At 45.2% G+C, this 18,727-nt stretch carries 16 protein-coding genes; 14 read left to right on the top strand and 2 right to left on the bottom strand.

Going from position 1 to position 18,727, the window contains the following annotated elements; translation table 11 throughout:
• Positions 1-365 precede the first annotated feature (365 nt).
• From EKG38_RS07825 to EKG38_RS07845, 5 genes are all read left to right on the top strand, one after another.
• Positions 366-1,253 carry a cytochrome b/b6 domain-containing protein gene (locus EKG38_RS07825; protein ID WP_126519712.1) on the top strand — a complete coding sequence of 296 codons (888 nt, stop codon included), beginning with the start codon at positions 366-368 and terminating at the stop codon, positions 1,251-1,253.
• Complete coding sequence (locus EKG38_RS07830; protein ID WP_126519713.1) at positions 1,250-1,936, top strand: 4Fe-4S dicluster domain-containing protein; 687 nt, start codon at positions 1,250-1,252, stop codon at positions 1,934-1,936. The genes EKG38_RS07825 and EKG38_RS07830 overlap by 4 nt, the downstream gene beginning before the upstream one ends.
• A gap of 8 nt (positions 1,937-1,944) precedes the next feature.
• Entirely contained in the window at positions 1,945-4,089 is a 2,145-nt protein-coding gene (locus EKG38_RS07835) for an aldehyde ferredoxin oxidoreductase N-terminal domain-containing protein (protein ID WP_126519714.1), read from the top strand.
• Positions 4,090-4,091: 2 nt separating this feature from the next.
• The gene (locus EKG38_RS07840) at positions 4,092-4,445 is read left to right on the top strand and encodes a hypothetical protein (protein WP_126519715.1); all 354 of its coding nucleotides are present in this window, start codon (positions 4,092-4,094) and stop codon (positions 4,443-4,445) included.
• Positions 4,446-4,751: 306 nt separating this feature from the next.
• Complete coding sequence (locus tag EKG38_RS07845) at positions 4,752-5,591, top strand: hypothetical protein (RefSeq protein WP_246033114.1); 840 nt, start codon at positions 4,752-4,754, stop codon at positions 5,589-5,591.
• A 324-nt stretch (positions 5,592-5,915) separates the two neighbouring features.
• Here the strand turns inward: EKG38_RS07845 and EKG38_RS07850 are convergent, their stop codons facing one another.
• Positions 5,916-6,809 (bottom strand): LysR family transcriptional regulator, encoded by an 894-nt coding sequence (locus tag EKG38_RS07850; RefSeq protein WP_126519716.1) that lies wholly within the window; start codon positions 6,807-6,809, stop codon positions 5,916-5,918.
• 159 nt (positions 6,810-6,968) lie between these two features.
• Between EKG38_RS07850 and EKG38_RS07855 the strand changes: the two genes are divergently transcribed.
• The 8 genes from EKG38_RS07855 to EKG38_RS07890 all read left to right on the top strand — a co-directional run bounded on the left by EKG38_RS07855 (position 6,969) and on the right by EKG38_RS07890 (position 15,979).
• Entirely contained in the window at positions 6,969-7,412 is a 444-nt protein-coding gene (locus EKG38_RS07855; RefSeq protein ID WP_126519717.1) for a DoxX family protein, read from the top strand.
• 88 nt (positions 7,413-7,500) lie between these two features.
• Entirely contained in the window at positions 7,501-8,244 is a 744-nt protein-coding gene (locus tag EKG38_RS07860) for a pirin family protein (RefSeq protein WP_126519718.1), read from the top strand.
• Positions 8,245-8,677: 433 nt separating this feature from the next.
• A complete protein-coding gene (locus tag EKG38_RS07865) occupies positions 8,678-10,177 on the top strand; it encodes a SulP family inorganic anion transporter (RefSeq protein WP_126519719.1) in 1,500 nt (499 codons plus the stop codon).
• A gap of 13 nt (positions 10,178-10,190) precedes the next feature.
• The gene (locus tag EKG38_RS07870) at positions 10,191-11,036 is read left to right on the top strand and encodes a universal stress protein (RefSeq protein WP_126519720.1); all 846 of its coding nucleotides are present in this window, start codon (positions 10,191-10,193) and stop codon (positions 11,034-11,036) included.
• A gap of 428 nt (positions 11,037-11,464) precedes the next feature.
• Positions 11,465-12,637, top strand: a complete 1,173-nt coding sequence (locus EKG38_RS07875) for a MerR family transcriptional regulator (RefSeq protein ID WP_126519721.1) — start codon at positions 11,465-11,467, stop codon at positions 12,635-12,637.
• A 3-nt stretch (positions 12,638-12,640) separates the two neighbouring features.
• Positions 12,641-13,150 (top strand): GNAT family N-acetyltransferase, encoded by a 510-nt coding sequence (locus tag EKG38_RS07880; RefSeq protein ID WP_126519722.1) that lies wholly within the window; start codon positions 12,641-12,643, stop codon positions 13,148-13,150.
• A 16-nt stretch (positions 13,151-13,166) separates the two neighbouring features.
• A complete protein-coding gene (locus EKG38_RS07885; protein WP_126519723.1) occupies positions 13,167-14,039 on the top strand; it encodes an alpha/beta fold hydrolase in 873 nt (290 codons plus the stop codon).
• 731 nt (positions 14,040-14,770) lie between these two features.
• Positions 14,771-15,979 carry a porin gene (locus EKG38_RS07890; RefSeq protein ID WP_126519724.1) on the top strand — a complete coding sequence of 403 codons (1,209 nt, stop codon included), beginning with the start codon at positions 14,771-14,773 and terminating at the stop codon, positions 15,977-15,979.
• Positions 15,980-16,467: 488 nt separating this feature from the next.
• On the opposite strand, the gene EKG38_RS07895 is transcribed toward EKG38_RS07890, so the two are convergent.
• Complete coding sequence (locus EKG38_RS07895; protein WP_126519725.1) at positions 16,468-17,574, bottom strand: phosphoribosylaminoimidazolesuccinocarboxamide synthase; 1,107 nt, start codon at positions 17,572-17,574, stop codon at positions 16,468-16,470.
• Between the two features lie 387 nt (positions 17,575-17,961).
• Here EKG38_RS07895 and EKG38_RS07900 point away from each other — a divergent pair, with 387 nt between their 5' ends.
• Positions 17,962-18,708 carry a substrate-binding periplasmic protein gene (locus tag EKG38_RS07900; RefSeq protein ID WP_246033115.1) on the top strand — a complete coding sequence of 249 codons (747 nt, stop codon included), beginning with the start codon at positions 17,962-17,964 and terminating at the stop codon, positions 18,706-18,708.
• Positions 18,709-18,727 lie beyond the last annotated feature (19 nt).

Raw genomic sequence — 18,727 nt, forward strand, 5'->3', positions numbered from 1 at the left:
GCCAGTATCTTAGGTGTAAACCATTGTTAAATAGGTTGTTAGTTTCCACACGATGATTGTCTTTATCTGACGATAGCAAGGCAGTGAGCGTCATATCTATGCGTTTATTCAAAGCAAAGAGCTTTACGCTTTCTGTCGTTGCTTCGCAACTCGTCAAACCATGAAAATAAACGTTAGCTGAAAGTAAATTAAAGGCGAGGAAAGTGCAACAACTAAGTTAAAGACTGTCGTGCCTGAGTCAATTTTGCGCTTAGGATATTCCAAATTTGATTAGTTATTTCAGGAATACTTTATATATCAGTCCATTCGGCAGAGTTTGACCGCCGATGAGCCGATATTCCTAACTAGCCAATATTGGAGTCTTTATGACAAAACAACCGAACAATCTGTTGGGGTGGTTACTCGGCACGGGGGTGGCCCTTTTGCTTTGTGCCATCAGTGTCGCAGTATCGTCCTATCATGGCGAGCAGGGCCGGGAAACCGTGTTGCTCTTTGATAGCTTGCCGTATCTGCCCATATTTGTTTTTGCCGTTACCCTGTTGACCGCATCAAAGTTGCGGCGCCCGGGCGATCGCATCGAAGGTGACCGGGTCCTGCGTCATGATGGTATCGCTCGATTAACCCATTGGACTACTGCCTTTGGTTGCCTGTTGTTGCTGGCTACGGGGATTGCTCTGGGCTTTCTGTTTATTCCACGTTTTGTGGTCGATGCAACTGCCACGGCGATTATGTTTAACCTGCATTTTGTCGGGGTTTTATTTTTCGTCTTTGGTTGCGGTCTGTGGGCCACCAATCAATTGGTAGAGCCCCGGCGCCTTGGCACACACCTACCGGACGAATCGGTTTGGGTGGAGTTGAAGAAGTCTGTGCTGCATTACACCCATATGCTGGGTATGACCCAAATTCATGTAGAAGCCCCGAAATATCACCATTCAGGACGCCTCGCCGGGTTAGTGATTATTGCCTCGTCATCTGTGGTTATCCTATCCGGTTTCGGGAAGTTACTGGCCCGCAGTGCGGACCTCAATCCGGACATTGCGGAGCTGATCAACCTGAGCCACGGCTGGGCAGCATTGGCACTCTTGCTGCTGATCCCCGTGCATGCGTTTCTGGGCGGAATAGCCCCCTGGGCCTGGAATACATTAACAGGCATGTTTACCGGTTATGTGAGCCGTGATTATGCCCAAAAAGAGCATGCAATTTGGTTCCGGGAATTAGAAGAAAAGCAGCGTCATCAGGAGTCGCAACAATGACCACGAACAAGAACAGCTTCGAAATGGATACCGGCCGGCGTCATTTCCTGGCCGCGATAGGCGGTGCGGGAATGTTGATTGGCTTAAGCGGTACTGCCTATGCCTTGCGCGACGAAAAAATCTATATAAAAACCTCTGGTGGGGCGCTGGTGGTCGATCTAAAAAAATGCATGGGTTGTGGCACCTGTATGACAACTTGTTCATTAGCTCATCACGGCAAAGCTTCGGTGTCCTTATCACGCATTCAGATCACTCAGGACGTGTTCAAGTCGTTTCCACAAGATATAGAGATGAGTACCTGTCTCCAATGTGACGATGCCCCCTGCGTCGCGGCTTGTCCGGTAAATGCGAATAAGGCCAGTGAAGACTTTGGCTTTGTGCGCGACATTGACCCGGTTAAGTGTATTGGCTGTATGCAGTGCATCGAAGCCTGTCCCCAAACCCCGAAGCGGGTGCAATGGAACCCGATCACCCGCAGCGCACAGAAATGCGATTTATGCCTCAATACCCCATTCATGGAGGAACAAGGTGGAATTGGAGGTGTCCAGGCGTGTAAAAAAGTCTGTCCTGTTGGCGCTATCGGTTTTATTACCGAGCTGCCAGATCAAAGCACCCCCAAGAGCTATGTAGTGAACCTGCGAAATGAAAACTGGGCCAAGACCGGTAAAACAATAGAAGACTGAGAAATTTCATGACTAAATTAAAAGGTTTTGCAGGCAAAATCCTGCATATTGATTTAAATAATCTGACACATCATGTTTTGCCGACACAGGATTATTATGAATGGGGCGGTGGCCACGGATTTGGGGCCAAGTTGTTTTGGGATCTGTCTGAAGATATCGAAGTCGTGACCGATGGCCGCGACCCGCGTAACGTCATCACTATCGCGGGTTCACCCTTCTCTGGGACGAATGTCCCCTCTGCCGGTGGCCGTTGTGAAGTGACCAACATGTCGGTGGGTTTGATCCCCCGTAACCGGTTTACCCGTTCCAACTTTGGCGGTCATTTTTCCTCTATGATGAAGCATGCAGGATGGGATGCGGTAACCGTCACAGGTAAGGCGCCTTATCCTGTTTATATTGATGTGCGCAATGACCATGTGATGATCCGGGATGCCAGCCATTTATGGGGCAAAGATACCCATGAAACCCAGCAAATTATTCAGGAGGATGTTGCCAGTGTCGAGGTGGCCTCCGGCTGGAATGGCCAATTAGACGGCAATAGCTTTGGCCGCACCACTCAAAAGGCCTCGGTGTTAACCATAGGACCAGCTGGTGAAAACCAATCGGCATTAGGCTGTTTGATTCATGGCGCGGGCAATGCGGCAGGTCAGGGCGGAAACGGTGCGGTATTTGGCTCAAAAAACCTAAAGGCAATCAGCTTCATCGGCACGGGGGCCGTAGACATTGCCGATCCCGAGGCCTTGATAAAGGCTCGCTTTAAAACCCGTGATTTTTATGCTGCGGATATTGATAAATCGGCTGAGTTTGCCTTCCCCAGCTTGGGGGGGAAACCCGAAGCCATCACTTTCTCTACCATGCCAACAGGGCATCGTGTGTCTTCATGCCATGGATGCGTCAATGGCTGTAAACAACGTAATGCCATCGGTTATGGCAATGAAGTGACTTGCCAAACCTCCGTCTGGTACCTGGGGGCGGTCCGTTCCTATAAATTTGGTGGGAATGCGAAGCTCAGTCTGGCCAAAACGGGTGTCGAGTTAACCGAAGATAGCCTTTATGCCGGTGATCTGGCCAATAAACTGGGGATCAACACCTATCCCATTATGGGGCTCATCCCATGGCTGCAAAAAATGCATGCCAAAGGGGAACTGGGTTCAGGCAAAGAGATCCATAGCGAACTACCCTATGAGCGCCTCGGTACCAGGGAATTTGCCGATCAGTTCTGTCAAGCTATTGCGACGGGGACCGATATCGGCGCGTATTTTATTAACGGAATTGTGCCTGGAATTCAACAGTTAGGGCACAGTGCCGATGTCGATAATGGCACACTGCACTACCCGTACTATGGCATGCCGGAGCACGGATATGATCCCCGTGCAGAACTGGAGTGGGGCTATGCCACGTTAATGACCGATCGGGACATGAACGACCATGGTTTAAACTGGATCTATTGGACCGTTAACCTTGCCAAGCTGGAAGGTATTGATTTCCCTATTCCCGCCGAAGTATTGGCAAGCCGGTTTGTTGAAAAAATGGCGCCATACGTACAAGCCGATGAAGTCAGTGCCATGGATTACGCCAGCCATAATATGTACTCGGAAGTGTTGGCTCGTCAGGTTCAATGGATAAATCATTATGGCCGCTTCTGGAAAAATTCTGCCTTGATGTGTGACTTCCGCTGGCCTGACTGTGTGAATACACATCGTGAGGATCTACGCGGTGCAACCGGGAATGATGAGGTAGGAGAGCATGTCTGGTGGAATGCGGTAACCGGCGAAGGTATCAGCTATGTTGATGGTATCGAGCGTGGTCGGCGGATCTTTAATCTAGATAATGCGATTTGGGCGCTGCAGGGGCGTCACCGTGATGATGCCAAGTTTGCCGATTATATCTATGATCACAAGATGACCCACAACAAGCTCCCCACCTACCTATGGCCAGCCACGAATGGAGCCGGTCAGTGGGATTACCGTGAGATGATGGGACGCCAACATAGCCGCGAAGGCGTGGAGGAGTGGAAGAGCCACTATTACCGTGCCGAAGGCTGGGATACTGCCACTGGCTGGCCAACGCGTTCACTGCTTGAAGGCATGAACATGAAAGATGTTGCCGATAGATTAGAGCAAGCGGGTAAATTAGGTAATGAGGAGGTATGACTATGACCCCAGAATTTGCCAGGAAAATTACCCGTAAACTGACGCTGGATGAAGAGCTGACGGCGGCAATTTTACGCAGGCCGCGGGGGATATTTTCTTGCAATATCTTCAGTCTTGCCGAGTTTCATTACTTTATTCAGGGGACTCGGCAGTCATTACCCTCGGTAAACTTTTCGCTGCTTGAACAATGGCTTAGTGAGACCATCGGGGACCAATTTTTGGCCGATCAAATCGCCGATATCGAAACCCAGGATGTGTGTTTCATTGATAAATGTAAGCTGACGATTCCAGTAGTGGAAGCGAGATTGCGGGAGGCTTATTCCGTCTTGCATCCTGAAAATCAAGACTTAATATAATTAAGGTATGTTCCTGGTATGGCTAAAATTAAATTTGGCCATACCGGCTAACATATCAAAAGAGCACTTTCAATTAAAGTCATAAGCTAAATCCTGAAGTCATTCGTGTAGTAAAAACAACCTAATACGGCACCTCCTAACGGATTTTAAGCATTAATAATACATTTAAATATCATGTTAAATGTCATAAGTGACGGCTGCGAGTTTGATAACAAATATTACTTGTGATTCTTGTATAAATAGTTTTGATGTAGAGATTGGCGTCTCTCTCCGTACTGGCGGCTAATTCAAAAATGCATCACTCATTTGTCAGAACTGAACCTTGAATTAATTGAGTATATAAATACAAGCCGTTTGGTTTGGTTATTGATATTTCCTTATGATGATAATGAATTGGAAAATAAAATGAAGAATGCTTTATTGATTACTTTGATTGGAACAATATTTATTTCCGGTGGCGCTGTAGCACAGGAACGCCACACAAAAGACCCGAGAAATGCTTCAGGAAAAATCGGTGTCGAAGTAGACCACCATGGTGAGTTGAAACTGGCCTTTGGTAACGGTGCCAAAAACTGGTATGGGGAAAATGAAAACGAAGTGATTTTTTTGTTAGAGTTCGAGACCGAATCGAATGACGGTCGATTTAGATTTGTAAATTTTGATGACCGTTTTGGGGGGATCTATGCCGATATTATTTCCACCAAGAATGAATCTGTACTGAATACTGTTGGATATATGCTACCGATTACCGCTGACAATGGTAACACATTGTTCTTTCCGAGTATTAATTACAGTTATCTGGCCGTAGATGAAAAAAATTCGCTACGCAGCGATGTCCCCAAGGAGTTTGGCGGGGGAAACAACAGCCATCTTTCCAGTTTAAACTTATACATTTTACACCCATGGAACGACACTCACTTTACATTTATTGAAATGTTCGGCGGCCACTCTTTCGACGGCGTGGAGATGGAGATGTATGATCTCTGCTGGACTCAGGGTATGAACAGTACAATTTTGAATTCCCCTGCAACGGTATATTTTAAGGGACAATACACACGAACTGAAGTGTTTGGTGAGTTTGCACCAAACGGCTCGATTAATGATGAAGAAACCACCTTCAGCTTTGGTTTGGATATTAAATTTTAAGTGGCTGTAAAGGGTAGGTTAACGATACCATTAAGATAACAATAGGTTGTGAAATTAGCAACCTGGTATGGGTGCTGTTCAAAAGTCAATATGAATAGCGTCTACTTACCTATACAGCTTAAAGTTAACTGTAATATTAGATTGTCGGAGAATCAGTCAACTCAGCAGTAGTAACTTTAAACATTACTGCACTTCGCTGACTTAATGCTAATAACCATTATTGATAGGTTGATAAATTAATAAAGGGGGCAGAGAAAGGCTAAAATTTAATTTAACCCGCCCCCATTTATTATTGAACAACAGAAGGGGATACGTCGAATAGTTTCACAATCCCCAATCCATTTTTGGCAGATGTTCGATAAACCACTCAAACGCCCGGCCTTGTTGGCCTTTATGCCAGGCGATATACAAACTTTGGTTTTGTCTGGGGATAGAGCAGGGCTTTTGAATTAACTCACCCCGGTCTATGTAGGGTTTGGCCATATGCAGGGGTAAAAAGCCGATGCCCAAACCTTGGACTTGAGCCGCGAGCTTTGCCTCCATGGTATTGACGCGGATCATCTGTTTACTCTTAAACACACCACTATCGCGAATGGGTAATATTTGTGAGGTGTCGGCTACCACGATGGCGGGATAATGGGTTAGTAAGTCTGCATCGAGCACACCATCAACAAATGCCAGAGGGTGATGCGGCGCAATGGCAAAGACAAAGGCGACTTCGCCAATCTTATGGGTTTGAAACAATCCTCTCGGCAGTTCACCCGAAGCGCCGATAACAATGTCGGCCCGGCGGCTGTGTAGTGCATCCCATCCGCCGCCTACCGCTTCAACGTCTAAGCTGATATTGACACTATGTTCAAGTTGATTGAACTGGCCAATCAAGTTAAACAGCGGCATTGGTGAAATAACGGTATCTCTGGAAAGGCGAATTTCAGCCTCCCATCCTGACTCTAATTGCTGTACCGAATCCACTAATCGGTTGGTGGCCAGTAGAATTTCTCGCCCCTGTTCCAGTACTAACTTACCCGCAGGGGTTAAATGTGCCCGCTGTTTACTTCTGTCAAACAGCGCGGTACCGATATCGTCTTCAAGTTTTTTTATCGTATAGGTCAGTGCCGAGGGCACCTTGTATAACGAAGACGCTGCCGCTGCAAAACTGCCTTTGCGATCTATGGCATCTAACGCCCGCAGAGCATCGATAGTAATGGCATTATGCACCTTAACTCCCCATCTCTTATTTTAGTTCAAATATTTTGAAGTTACATGTCAGTTTATTCCGATTTTTTATCCGGTCAAGCCCCAATATACTGTTTATCAACAGGTGAGGAAGCTCACTAACAGAAACAGACAAGATACAAAATTATTGAGGATACAAACATGAAAGCACTACTTAAGCAGCTAACACATTCGACAGCAGGTTTTAGTTCACTGGCACTTCGTCTGCCTGTTGGGATCATCTTTATGGCCCACGGTGCCCAAAAGCTTTTTGGTTGGTTTGGTGGATATGGACTGGAGGACACCGGACAGTGGATGGCTTCAATCGGCATTGAACCCGGCATATTAATGGCCTTTCTAGCGGGCAGTGCAGAGTTTTTCGGTGGCCTGTTCATTTTACTGGGCTTATTGACTCGCCCCTCCGCAGTCGTCTTAGCCTTTACTATGATTGTTGCCATTGTCAGCGTGCATCTGTCTAACGGCTTATTTATGTCGAACAATGGTTATGAGTTTGGTTTAGCACTGCTGGCTGCCAGCGTATCGTTAGCATTTTCAGGCTCAGGTAGAGTCGCTCTGGATAAGGTTCTGATGACCAAACTGTCTTAGTCATTTTTTTACGAGCCTTTTTTACTAGCTTTTTTACGAACTGTTTTAGTCACAGCAAGGTATCTATCGGGATAACGGGAGCTATATCATGATTTCATTACGTCCAGCTGATCAACGAGGCGAAGTCGACATTGGCTGGTTAAACAGCCAGCACACATTTTCATTCGGTGATTATTACGATCCGCAGCATATGGGGTTTTCAGCACTGAGGGTGATTAATGATGATTTGGTCACTCCGGGAGCGGGATTTTCTACTCACGGTCACCGTGATATGGAGATCATCAGCTATGTGCAATCGGGTTCGATAGCCCATAAAGACAGTGAAGGTAACATTAAAGTATTGTCTGCGGGTGAGTTTCAGCTGATGTCTGCCGGAAGCGGCATCACTCACAGCGAGTACAATGCTTCACAGACTGAGCCACTGAAGTTTTTACAAATTTGGATCCAACCTAATGCCTTAGGTGGTACACCCGGATACCAACAAAAAAACTTTGGACAGGCTGAAGGACTCACCACCATTGCATCGCCTTATGGGGAGAATAGGGGAGAAAAGGGCGGCGAAACGGGGGGAGAGAAGGGGAAGGAGGGTGGTGGCTTCGAACTGAAGCAAGATGCGACACTATCGCAATTAATTCTAGCGCCTAAATCTGAACAGGTTTATCAAATTGAAGCAGGACGTAATATTTATGTCCACCATGTTGCGGGTCAACTGTCTATTGAAGATAACCCGTTAATTGCAGGTGACGGGGCTAAAATAACCGATATGCAAGCCATTACCTTTGTGAACGCATCTGATAGGCAAGCGACGTCATTAATATTTAACTTGCCGTAACTTTTTATTTCAACGTCAATTTAAACATAAAAATCAAATGGTTCTGTTGTTTGGGTATCGCTAGGCTATGGGCTGTATGGCACATAGCCCAGTAGTATCCTCTGTCAGTGCAAATCGCCTGAATAAAAAAAGCTAAAATGTGAAATAGTGAAAAAAAGTGATCGCAGGTATTCAATCTACAAAATATTGGGCGTAGAATGCAGTTTCGTTTCATTCAGAGGATATTGATCACTGTGTTAATTACGCCGCCCTAACGTTCCGCCCTCCCTATAGCTTTCATTGCTACCTAAGCACCATGCTTATTCTTTGCGCTTGTTAATTCTTTGTCGTCTTTTTACGACTATTTTCCGCGCCAAAATTTTATCAAAGAAGCACGAACAACACTCCAGACTTAACTTCTGGTGCCTACTGCCGTGCATAAACTGAGAGTTCAATGTTAAAAAACTTTAAAACTGATTGGTTTTCCAATATCCGTGGCGACTTGCTCGCGGGTATCGTAGTCGCGTTAGCGCTAATTCCCGAGGCTATCGCATTTTCGATTATTGCGGGTGTTGATCCGAAAGTCGGGTTATATGCCTCATTTAGTATCTCGGTAGTCATCGCCTTTACTGGCGGCCGCAGCGGCATGATCTCTGCGGCAACCGGTGCGATGGCGCTGCTGATGATCACACTGGTTAAAGAGCATGGCTTAGAATACTTGCTGGCTGCAACCGTGTTAACGGGTCTGCTACAGATTTTAGCGGGTTATTTAAAACTGGGTAGCTTGATGCGTTTTGTGTCGCGCTCTGTGGTAACCGGGTTTGTTAATGCGCTGGCAATATTGATTTTTATGGCCCAGCTACCGGAACTGACCAATGTGACCTGGCATGTGTATGCCATGACAGTGGCTGGTCTTGGTATTATTTATCTCTTTCCATACCTGCCGATTATCGGCAAATTAATTCCCTCTCCTTTGATCTGTATTATTGCGTTAACCGCTATTACCATGTGGTTTAATATTGACGTGCGTACTGTCGGCGACATGGGAAATTTACCTGATACCTTGCCAATTTTCTTATGGCCCGATGTGCCGTTAAATCTACAAACTTTATTGATAGTATTGCCTTATTCCATGGGTCTTGCTGTGGTGGGCTTATTAGAGTCAATGATGACGGCGACGATTGTCGATGATCTGACCGATACCAAGAGTGATAAAAATCGCGAGTGTAAGGGCCAAGGTGTCGCCAATATGTTCACTGGCTTTCTTGGTGGTATGGCGGGTTGTGCCATGATTGGTCAATCGATGATCAATATTAAATCCGGTGGACGTGGACGTTTATCCACTTTAGCGGCGGGCTTATATCTGTTGATTATGGTGGTATTTCTTGGGCCTTGGTTAAAACAGATCCCAATGGCGGCATTAGTGGCGGTCATGATAATGGTGGCAATCGGTACCTTCTCATGGCGTTCGATTACCGATCTGAAAAAACACCCACTGTCGACCAACATTGTTATGCTAGCCACGGTAGTCATAGTGGTCGTGACGCATAATTTAGCCATTGGTGTGTTTATTGGTGTGCTGCTTGCCTCACTATTCTTTGCTAATAAGATTAGTCGTATGATGGTGGTCAGAGATGATGTTAGTGAGAGTGAGAGTGAGAGTGATAGCCGTGAATATCGAGTTATCGGGCAAGTCTTTTTCGCATCATCAGATAAATTTATCGAGTCATTCGATTTCAAAGAGGTGTTAGAGACGGTAACGATTGATCTGTCGGCAGCCCACTTTTGGGATGTGAGCGCGGTGTCTGCATTGGATAAAGTGGTGATTAAATTCCGCCGAGAGGGTACGCAAGTTAACCTCATCGGAATGAATCAAGCTACGAGCACTATCGTCGACAAATTCGGAGTGCACGATAAACCTGAAGAAGTTGAAAAATTACTGGCTGGACACTAATAGGATGAGACAAATGAAGAATATCGTCGCTTGTATAGATGGCTCAAAATTGACTCTGGCAACCTGCGAAGCCAGTGCCTGGGTTGCACAGAAGGTTAAGGCACCCCTTATCTTACTGCATGTACTCGATAAAACCACCAGACCTGTGGTGAGTGAATTGTCAGGACAGATAGGCTTAGGGACTCAAGAGGAACTCCTCAATGAGCTGGTGGAACTCGATGAAACTCGGAGCCGAGTCGCCCTTAAGCATGGTAAGCAATTGCTTGAAGACGCTAGGAAGTGGGCTTGCGCCAAAGGTGTCGAAGAGATCAGCAAATTGCAACGCCATGGTAGCCTGCAAGAGAGTCTAATCGACTTAGAAAGTGAGTTAAGGGTATTAGTGATTGGTAAGTCGGGTGAAGATCATAGCACCAGTAATACCATAGGATCACAGCTCGAAAGTGTTATTCGCTCCATTAAAGCGCATACCTTAGTGGTCAGCGATACGTTTATCACGCCTAACTCTTACATGATTGCCTTTGACGGCAGTGCAACCAGTGAAAAGCTGATTGAAAAGGCAATGAATACGCCTTTACTTGCGGGACTGGAGTGTCATTTGGTGATGGTGGATGAAACTGGCAATAGGAGCACGGCTTTCGATCAGGCGGGAATGCGACTTCGAGAAGCCGGGCTTAGCGTGAATGAGAATATTCTGTCCGGGCGTGTCGATGAAGCGCTGCTTAATTATCAGCAAGAGCAACAGCTGGACATGATAGTGATGGGGGCTTTCGGCCACTCAAAACTGAGACAATTCTTTGTCGGCAGCAATACGACCGAAGTGCTGGTTAAAAGTGCGGTTCCGCTACTGCTGATCCGTTAATCTCTATCTGAAAAAGTAGAGAGGGCTGAGACTGGTTAGTCTAAGCTGGAATCACGCCAACTCAACTCTCAGTTAAACAAAGCCGCAATTCCCTTCAGGGGGGGCGGCTTCTTTATATCGCTTGGTGATCACAGGCTTCTTTATATCGCTCTAAGCCGTTAGTGGACAGAATGTATGGTACGCCCCGTTATTGCAAATAATAAAGCAAGATAAAAGGGGTAGTCATCTTGAACGAAAGTAGAGAATTCCAAGCGAGGTGTGTGCGTATAAATGCCGATTTCATGCAAGTTAAAGCAGGCATGGTGATTCTGGCCACGATTCGAAACCATTCTTACTACCACGATTATTTTCAAGTTTCTGCCAAAATAAATATTGACCTGTCTAAAGCTTCACAGTTTATAGTTCGCTCATAAATGAGAGGAAACCCCATGTACCGTATTTCTGAATTGGCACAAAAAGTCGGATTGAGCCGTTCCACTTTGCTCTATTACGAAAAACTCAAACTGATTTCTGCCAAGCGGCAAAGCAATGGGTATCGCTGCTATACAGACAAAGATGCTCAACGTGTAAAACTATTACAGCAACTACAAGCTGGCGGACTAACCCTAAAAGAGTGCCAAGCATGCTTAAAGGCTCAAATCGACAGAGAGCTGCTACTTCATAGGCTTAATGTATTGGATGAAGAAATCGCCCAAAAACAAAAAGCAAGAGAGCTTCTTTCCTCAATGCTTGGCATGAACTCTATGAAGGAGTGGCACCAGTCAATGGAAAAAGAAGCTCCGTCAGCACATCTAGAATGGTTAATGAAACAAGGCTTCAGTGAAAAGAATGCCTTGAGGCTAAAGTGGCTTTCGAAAGATATGAATGAACATGAACAATACATGGCTGATTTTGAAGCTATTTTTCAAGGGTTAGATCGGCTGGGGCCAGGTGATGAAGGTGACTCTCTCAAAGCATTACGCGCTTTACCTATTAGGTCGGGCGATGCGCTAGAGATTGGCTGTGGAAAAGGAGTCACAACCACTTTGCTGGCAAAAAATTCAGCCTTCAATTTAACGGCACTCGATAACGATGAGTACTGCCTAAGCTGCCTTAAAGAGAAGGTTAAAGACCATTCTCTTGAACATCGAATAACAACGATTTGTGCCAGCATGACAGCGATGCCATTTGATCGGGGGCAATTTGATGTGCTCTGGTCAGAAGGCAGTGCTTATATCATGGGAGTCAAGCAGGCACTCAAAGGTTGGAAACCATTTATTAAGGCTAATGGCTACTTAGTTATTAGTGACTTGGTTTGGTTAACCGATAACCCAGATGCCGAAGCCATAGAGTTTTGGCAACAAAACTATCCAGACATGGCGACGAGCGAGCAACGAATCAAAGAGATGATGAAAGCAGGCTATGAGGTTATAGAGAGCTTTACACAGAGTGAACAGTCGTGGCGCAACTATCTGGATCCATTGAATCAAAAGATCACTCAGGTCGAAGATGAAGATTTCACTTCTAATTCACTCAATGACTTACGCAAAGAACTACAGATACACGAGCAATACTTAGGTCAATATGGTTACCAAGTATTTGTGCTAAAAAAGAAAGGTTAAAACATGAAAATTAGAGCTGAAAATCACTCAGACATTACAGAAATTGAAACACTTATTTATCGAGCGTTTGAGAACCATCCACACCATGAACCAGGTGCTAAACCAACAGAGCACTTGATCGTCAATAAACTACGTGATGCAAAAGTATTATCACTATCTCTAGTTTGTGAAGATCAAACTGGCATCATTGGTCATATTGCCTTTTCACCGATTCTTATTAATGGTGAGGAGTCTGTTTGGTATGGCTTAGGCCCAGTATCAGTGACGCCTGAGCGTCAAGGTGAAGGTATCGGTGGTGCACTTATTCGTGAAGGGTTATCACGACTTAAAACACAAGGTATTGAGGGTGTAGTGTTACTCGGCGAACCAAAATATTATGGCCGATTTGGCTTTGAGTCACAGCCAAACCTTACCCTTCCAGGTGTCCCATCAGAGTATTTCCTAGCTATATCGCTAGCCAACAATATTCCGACGAGCGAAGTTGCTTATCACTCTGCTTTCTTTGACAACTAAGAAGTAAAGAGAAATTATGAAGCGTTTTATTCTGACAGTTACATTTCTGGTATGCATGTCATTAAATGGCGCGAATGCTTTAAAGAATAACCCAGCATCTAAATTTGGTATTGCTATATCAAATGATGCTGAAAAAATCGCATATAGCGTTAACGGGAGTGGCAAAACATCACTAATATTTATTCACGGTTGGAGTCTGGATAGCAGGCTGTGGAAAAATCAAATCGGTTATTTTTCAGAAGAATATCAAGTTATTACTATTGATTTAGCTGGTCATGGAAATTCGTCATTCAATCGAGAAGAGTACACCATGATCTCTTTCGCAAATGATATTAAAGCAGTCATTGAGAAAGAAGGTATAGATTCTGCCATCTTGGTTGGACACTCTATGGGTGGTGGAGTCATCGCAGAAGCTGCGAAGTTAATGCCGAACAAAGTTATTGGCATTATTGGTGTTGATACTTCACAAAATGTTGCATTAAAGTTCTCACAAGATGATCTTGACCTAATGACGAAGCCCTTTGAAGACGATTTTCAAAGCGGAATTGCGGTATTTGTAAAAGACTCATTACCGAAAAACGTAGACGCAGAATTGCTCTATTGGGTTAGAGAAGACATGGCGTCAGCCCCTAGAGCTATTGCTATAAACCAGTTTCGCCATTATTTAGGCCAATATGTCAGTGGTGAGTCATATCGTGTATATGAGAGTATCAAGGTGCCAGTTGTACTGGTGAACGCTCGATTATGGCCAACTAACTCGGCAGAAAACAAGAAACATATTAAAGATTACAGCATTTACTACATTGAGGAGTCTGGGCACTTTCCAATGCTAGAGAAACCTAATGAGTTCAACAAGATCCTTTTGGAAGCTGTCAAGTCTGTTAAGTAGTTTGATCGATTAGGTTCGTTCCTATCGACTGCAAGTTACTTTTTTTACCTGAACTGCATGAGTTAGAGTGAATTCTCTAACTCATTTTTTCTATTTCTGACATATGACTTCAAGCAGCTTTGCATAACCATGCACTCTAAACATTTGGATATAAAGATACCCTTTCTGCACCGTTTTGGAAGTTTTTAAGCAAAGCTCTTTAGCTGCCAGTCATGAGGAAAAGTACTATGATTTCAGCAGCACGATCTGCTACCGAGCAATTACTTTAACTCGAAATGGGGCATTTCCAAGTTGGCCAAAACAATCGAACCTCAATCGAAGAGAGAAATTAACCCAGTGCAGATGCGGCTGCGGACGTTGATGGCATGGATGCCATCGTCGAGCCCACAAGGACTGTGCTTGCGGCGTTTCGCAGAAGTATTTGCACATCGCCCGCCGGGCAGGCGTTAGATAGATATGAAGATGCGGCTGTTAGCTTCGGTAGAGCCCACACGGATTATGCTATCTAAGGGCAAGTTCGGCATATATGTCCCCATCCAAATACCAAGTTAAAATTGAACCAAAATAGAAATGCAACCAGCTTCATTCTAAGGTGATGGAGCCTTATTCGGTTGAAGTTGAAGCTAATGATAAAAATAAAGCCTTAAAGGTTAACGCTTTCTGGTGATTTGTTAATACTTTGCTAGTCTCACTAGTAGTAGGGAAACAGGCCATAGAAGGTTTAACACTAGATGAAATACAATTTACTAGCAACGGCTTTAGCTGCCGTAATATTTGCCCCATCAGTTGCGGCAATCGAAATCTATAAAGATGACAAGAACACAGTGGAGATAGGTGGCTTCATGGACGCACGTGTCATCAATACCCAAGCCGCGACTGAAGTCGTTAACGGCGCGTCACGGATTAACTTTGGTTTCACCCGTGAAATGAGTGATGGCTGGAAAGCGTTCACTAAGCTGGAGTGGGGCGTTAACCCATTCGGTAACAGTGAAATAGTTTATAGCAGTGAGAGTAACTTCGAGTCTAAGAGCGGAGATTTTTTAAATAACCGCCTCGGTTATGTCGGTATTGGCCATGATACGTACGGTACCTTAAGCATAGGTAAGCAGTGGGGCGCTTGGTACGACGTTGTTTATAACACTAACTATGGCTTCGTATGGGACGGCAACGCCGCAGGTGTGTATACCTATAACAAGGCCGATGGTGCGATCAATGGTACAGGTCGCGGTGATAAGGTGGTTCAATACCGTAACAATTTCGGTGATGTGAGCTTCGCACTTCAAGCTCAGCTGAAACACGATATTTTTTATACCTGTGAAGAAGCACAAGATCTCGGCACTGATTGTGAAGAACGTTGGAAGGCTAACGAAGAGTCACAAGAGGTCCATTATGATTACACTTACGGTGGCTCTATTACTTATCTGGCTACAGATAAGCTCACGTTAACCACTGGTGTTAACCGCGGTGAGTTTGAAGTGGCTTTTAATACCGGTGAAATGATAACTGCAACCGATCTTATTTATGGCGTCGGAGCCACCTGGGGAGGCTTCGATAGTGAGGGCTTCTATGCAGCAGCTAACTTCAACAAAAATGAAAATCACGATACCGATAACCTAGGCCGTCTAATTAAAGACTCTTATGGTATCGAATCTCTGTTCTCATATAAGTTTGATAATGGTCTGCGTCCATTTATCTCCTATAACGTCTTAGATGCGGGTAGCGATTACGTTATTCAGCCAAACAGTGCCGATCCAAACGACGTATTTAAGCGTCAGTTCATCGTTGCAGGCCTGCACTATGTTTGGGATGTGAACACAGTGCTGTATGTAGAAGCACGTAAAGATTACAGCGATTTCACCAGTGATGACAAGGATATAGAGGAGAAAATGTCTCTCTCGGAAGATGATGGTGTAGCCGTAGGTATCAGATACACGCTCTAAGTGAATCGACACGTTAACATGCAATTGTAAGCATATAAATAATGCCGAAAATGCCCCCCACATTTTCGGCATTTACACATAAGTTCCAAGACGTATAGGTATCGGAGCAAACTTCGAAACTTTTATTCGAAGAAATAAATAACCAGGTGTATCTGCACATCCCCACGCTGGGAAGCGCTAAATAGCAACGAAGGTATAACCTTCACAAAAACTCTCCAATACCAACTCAACCAGAAGCTAAACCAAAAAATGTAATCAGTCTTCATTCGAAGACTCGCTAACTTTGGGGGGGCTTGATATTAAAAGGGGGACATTAAGGGGGAAGCGTACGTGGGAGCCAGAATCTCTTTGGCAAGAGAAAAAGCCGCAGCTTCATTTGCATGACGCTGCGGCTTATTACTGTTTATATCACTTCAACTTTGCTTGCATTACTTAACTTAACTTAACTTAACTTAACTTAACAGCATCAGAACCCTGTTGAGGCAAGCTTAGTCAGCAATCAGCTGATATTCATTGCGCAGAATATCGATGATCTCTTGCTTAGGGTTCTCGCTGATAGTCAGCTTCTCACCGATCACTTTCTCGGCAATGCCCACATAGGTGTTAGAGATATCCAGCATGACCGATTGCGGTAGCTTGTTATCACGAGCCAGGGCGAAACGCTCAGGCATACGCTCCTTGTTGAGCAGGATATCTGGATCCGGGAAGTGGTTGAGTAGCCACTGTCTGAAGCCCTCTTTAGACTTCTCGATTATCTGACCGTCGCGGTGAGCCGGACCATCCCAGATGCGTGAGCTGTCTGGTGTGCCCACTTCATCCATATAGATGAGTTTCTCTTTACCGTCGGCGCCATTAACGTATCCAAACTCAAACTTGGTATCGATGAAGATCTGATCTTGTTCGGCCAGTGCATCACTGATAACAGCGAAGCCCTCTTTGAGCAGTTTCTCGTAGAGATCGATATCTGAAGCATTGTGGAAGTTAAAGCCTTCCAGATGACGTTCGAGATCGCAGCGTGATACGTTGACATCGTCCGCTTCCGGTACGCCTTCAAGACCTGTCAGCACGCCTTTAGTCGACGGTGTGATCAGCAGTTCCGGCAGCTTTTGATCTTTCTCTAACCCTTCAGGCAGGGTGATGCCACAAAACTCACGTTCGCCTTTGGTGTAGGCGCGCCACATTGAGCCAGTGATGTACTGTCTTGCAATCGCTTCAACCATGACAGGTTGCGCTTTTTGTACTATCCAGACGAATGGGTGTGGCACATCGAGGATATGGCTGTCGGCTAAGCCTTTTTCTTTAAACAGCTTAAACCAGTGGTTTGAGATGGCATTTAACGCCGCGCCTTTACCGGGAACACCGTTGAGGCCATCTTCGCCTTTCCAGATACAATCGAATGCAGAGATCCGGTCGCTGATCACCATGATCGCGAGGGGGGTATTGGCCGGGACGTCGTAACCTTTGTCTTTAATAAGACGTGCGCTGTCTTGCTCTGTGAGCCAGTAAACGCTGCGAACTTTACCTGAATGAACGGCCTTATCTGTGCGGATAGGAAGATCATCATTAACTGCTAGAACTTTATTTGAGAGATTCATAGGGTACTATTTTTTTATTGGATGATTTCGGCGGGAATTGTAGCAGAACTTATATTTCCCAACACTATGTTAATCGGTGAATTGTCTGTTCTTGTAAACGTCTAAAGGGAGATTTTAAAGGACGTTTTCGGCTGCGACCTTCATCTTAGCCACCGAGTCGTAGCAATGATGGATTTCACAGACTATCTTTACTGTGTAGAACGATATCTGGCGAGTCATAATTTGTTGATAATTGGCGAGATTGGGACGTGGGTAAAATCAGTTAAAGGGATCATTTTATTTTATGAATATTTGCGCCAGCACGCTGAGCATTGAGGCATGATGACATCTGTTAAGTACCTTTTATTATTCATCACTTTATGTCTGGGAGTTTGCCCAGGCATAAAAGTGTGGGCGGTCGTTAGTGAGTCTGACAGTTCACAGTCTCTGGTTTTTGTGACCAGCCCTTATGAGCCTTATGTTATCGACGATGAGGGCAGGGTGAGCGGTATATTTCCCGATATTATTCGTGCCGCTTTCAGAGGCAGTTATATTCGCCCCGAATTTGATTTTCTGCCTTGGTTGAGGGGGGAGCATGAGGTTCAGGCCGGAAAGGCGTTTGCTACTTTCCCCTATCTGAAGACAAAAGCCCGAGTCGAGACTTTCGGGTTTTCGGGGCCGATTATCTATTTCTTTCCGAAATTTTTCTATAACCGTTCGCGTTTCCCCGATGGATTCGAGTGGCAGACACTGGCAGATTTCAAGGGATATAAAATCGGTGGCGTGCGGGGGTATTGGTATGAACAAGATTTTAAAGATGCCGGTTTAACCACTAGTTACGTCACCTCTGACAGGCAAAATATCGAGATGTTACGTATTAAACGTATCGATTTTACCCTTATCGATGAACTTGTCGGTTGGAACCTGATTAGAAAAACGGCACCGTCTTACCTTGGCACTTATGCAGTGGCTGCAAAGGCCGAAAGCAGCTCGGCATTCCACCTTATGATCTCACCCGATTACCCGGGAGGAGATAAGCTCACACAGCTGTTAAATATGGGGCTCAAGCGAATACAGCAAAACGGAGAATACCAGGAGATATTAGAGAGGTATCACGTTCCCGCCGATTACTCAGTTATTAACCAGAACGATTAAACACCTGCTCTTGTAGCTG

It is taken from the genome of Shewanella canadensis, assembly GCF_003966225.1.
Taxonomy (GTDB): Bacteria; Pseudomonadota; Gammaproteobacteria; order Enterobacterales; family Shewanellaceae; genus Shewanella; species Shewanella canadensis.

Coding starts and splice junctions, on each gene's coding strand:
- EKG38_RS07830 (WP_126519713.1), top strand. CDS start 1,250: ATGACCACGAACAAGAACAGCTTCGAAATGGATACCGGCCGGCGTCAT.
- EKG38_RS07875 (WP_126519721.1), top strand. CDS start 11,465: ATGTACCGTATTTCTGAATTGGCACAAAAAGTCGGATTGAGCCGTTCC.
- EKG38_RS07870 (WP_126519720.1), top strand. CDS start 10,191: ATGAAGAATATCGTCGCTTGTATAGATGGCTCAAAATTGACTCTGGCA.
- EKG38_RS07880 (WP_126519722.1), top strand. CDS start 12,641: ATGAAAATTAGAGCTGAAAATCACTCAGACATTACAGAAATTGAAACA.
- EKG38_RS07840 (WP_126519715.1), top strand. CDS start 4,092: ATGACCCCAGAATTTGCCAGGAAAATTACCCGTAAACTGACGCTGGAT.
- EKG38_RS07890 (WP_126519724.1), top strand. CDS start 14,771: ATGAAATACAATTTACTAGCAACGGCTTTAGCTGCCGTAATATTTGCC.
- EKG38_RS07860 (WP_126519718.1), top strand. CDS start 7,501: ATGATTTCATTACGTCCAGCTGATCAACGAGGCGAAGTCGACATTGGC.
- EKG38_RS07855 (WP_126519717.1), top strand. CDS start 6,969: ATGAAAGCACTACTTAAGCAGCTAACACATTCGACAGCAGGTTTTAGT.
- EKG38_RS07835 (WP_126519714.1), top strand. CDS start 1,945: ATGACTAAATTAAAAGGTTTTGCAGGCAAAATCCTGCATATTGATTTA.
- EKG38_RS07825 (WP_126519712.1), top strand. CDS start 366: ATGACAAAACAACCGAACAATCTGTTGGGGTGGTTACTCGGCACGGGG.
- EKG38_RS07865 (WP_126519719.1), top strand. CDS start 8,678: ATGTTAAAAAACTTTAAAACTGATTGGTTTTCCAATATCCGTGGCGAC.
- EKG38_RS07895 (WP_126519725.1), bottom strand. CDS start 17,574: ATGAATCTCTCAAATAAAGTTCTAGCAGTTAATGATGATCTTCCTATC.
- EKG38_RS07885 (WP_126519723.1), top strand. CDS start 13,167: ATGAAGCGTTTTATTCTGACAGTTACATTTCTGGTATGCATGTCATTA.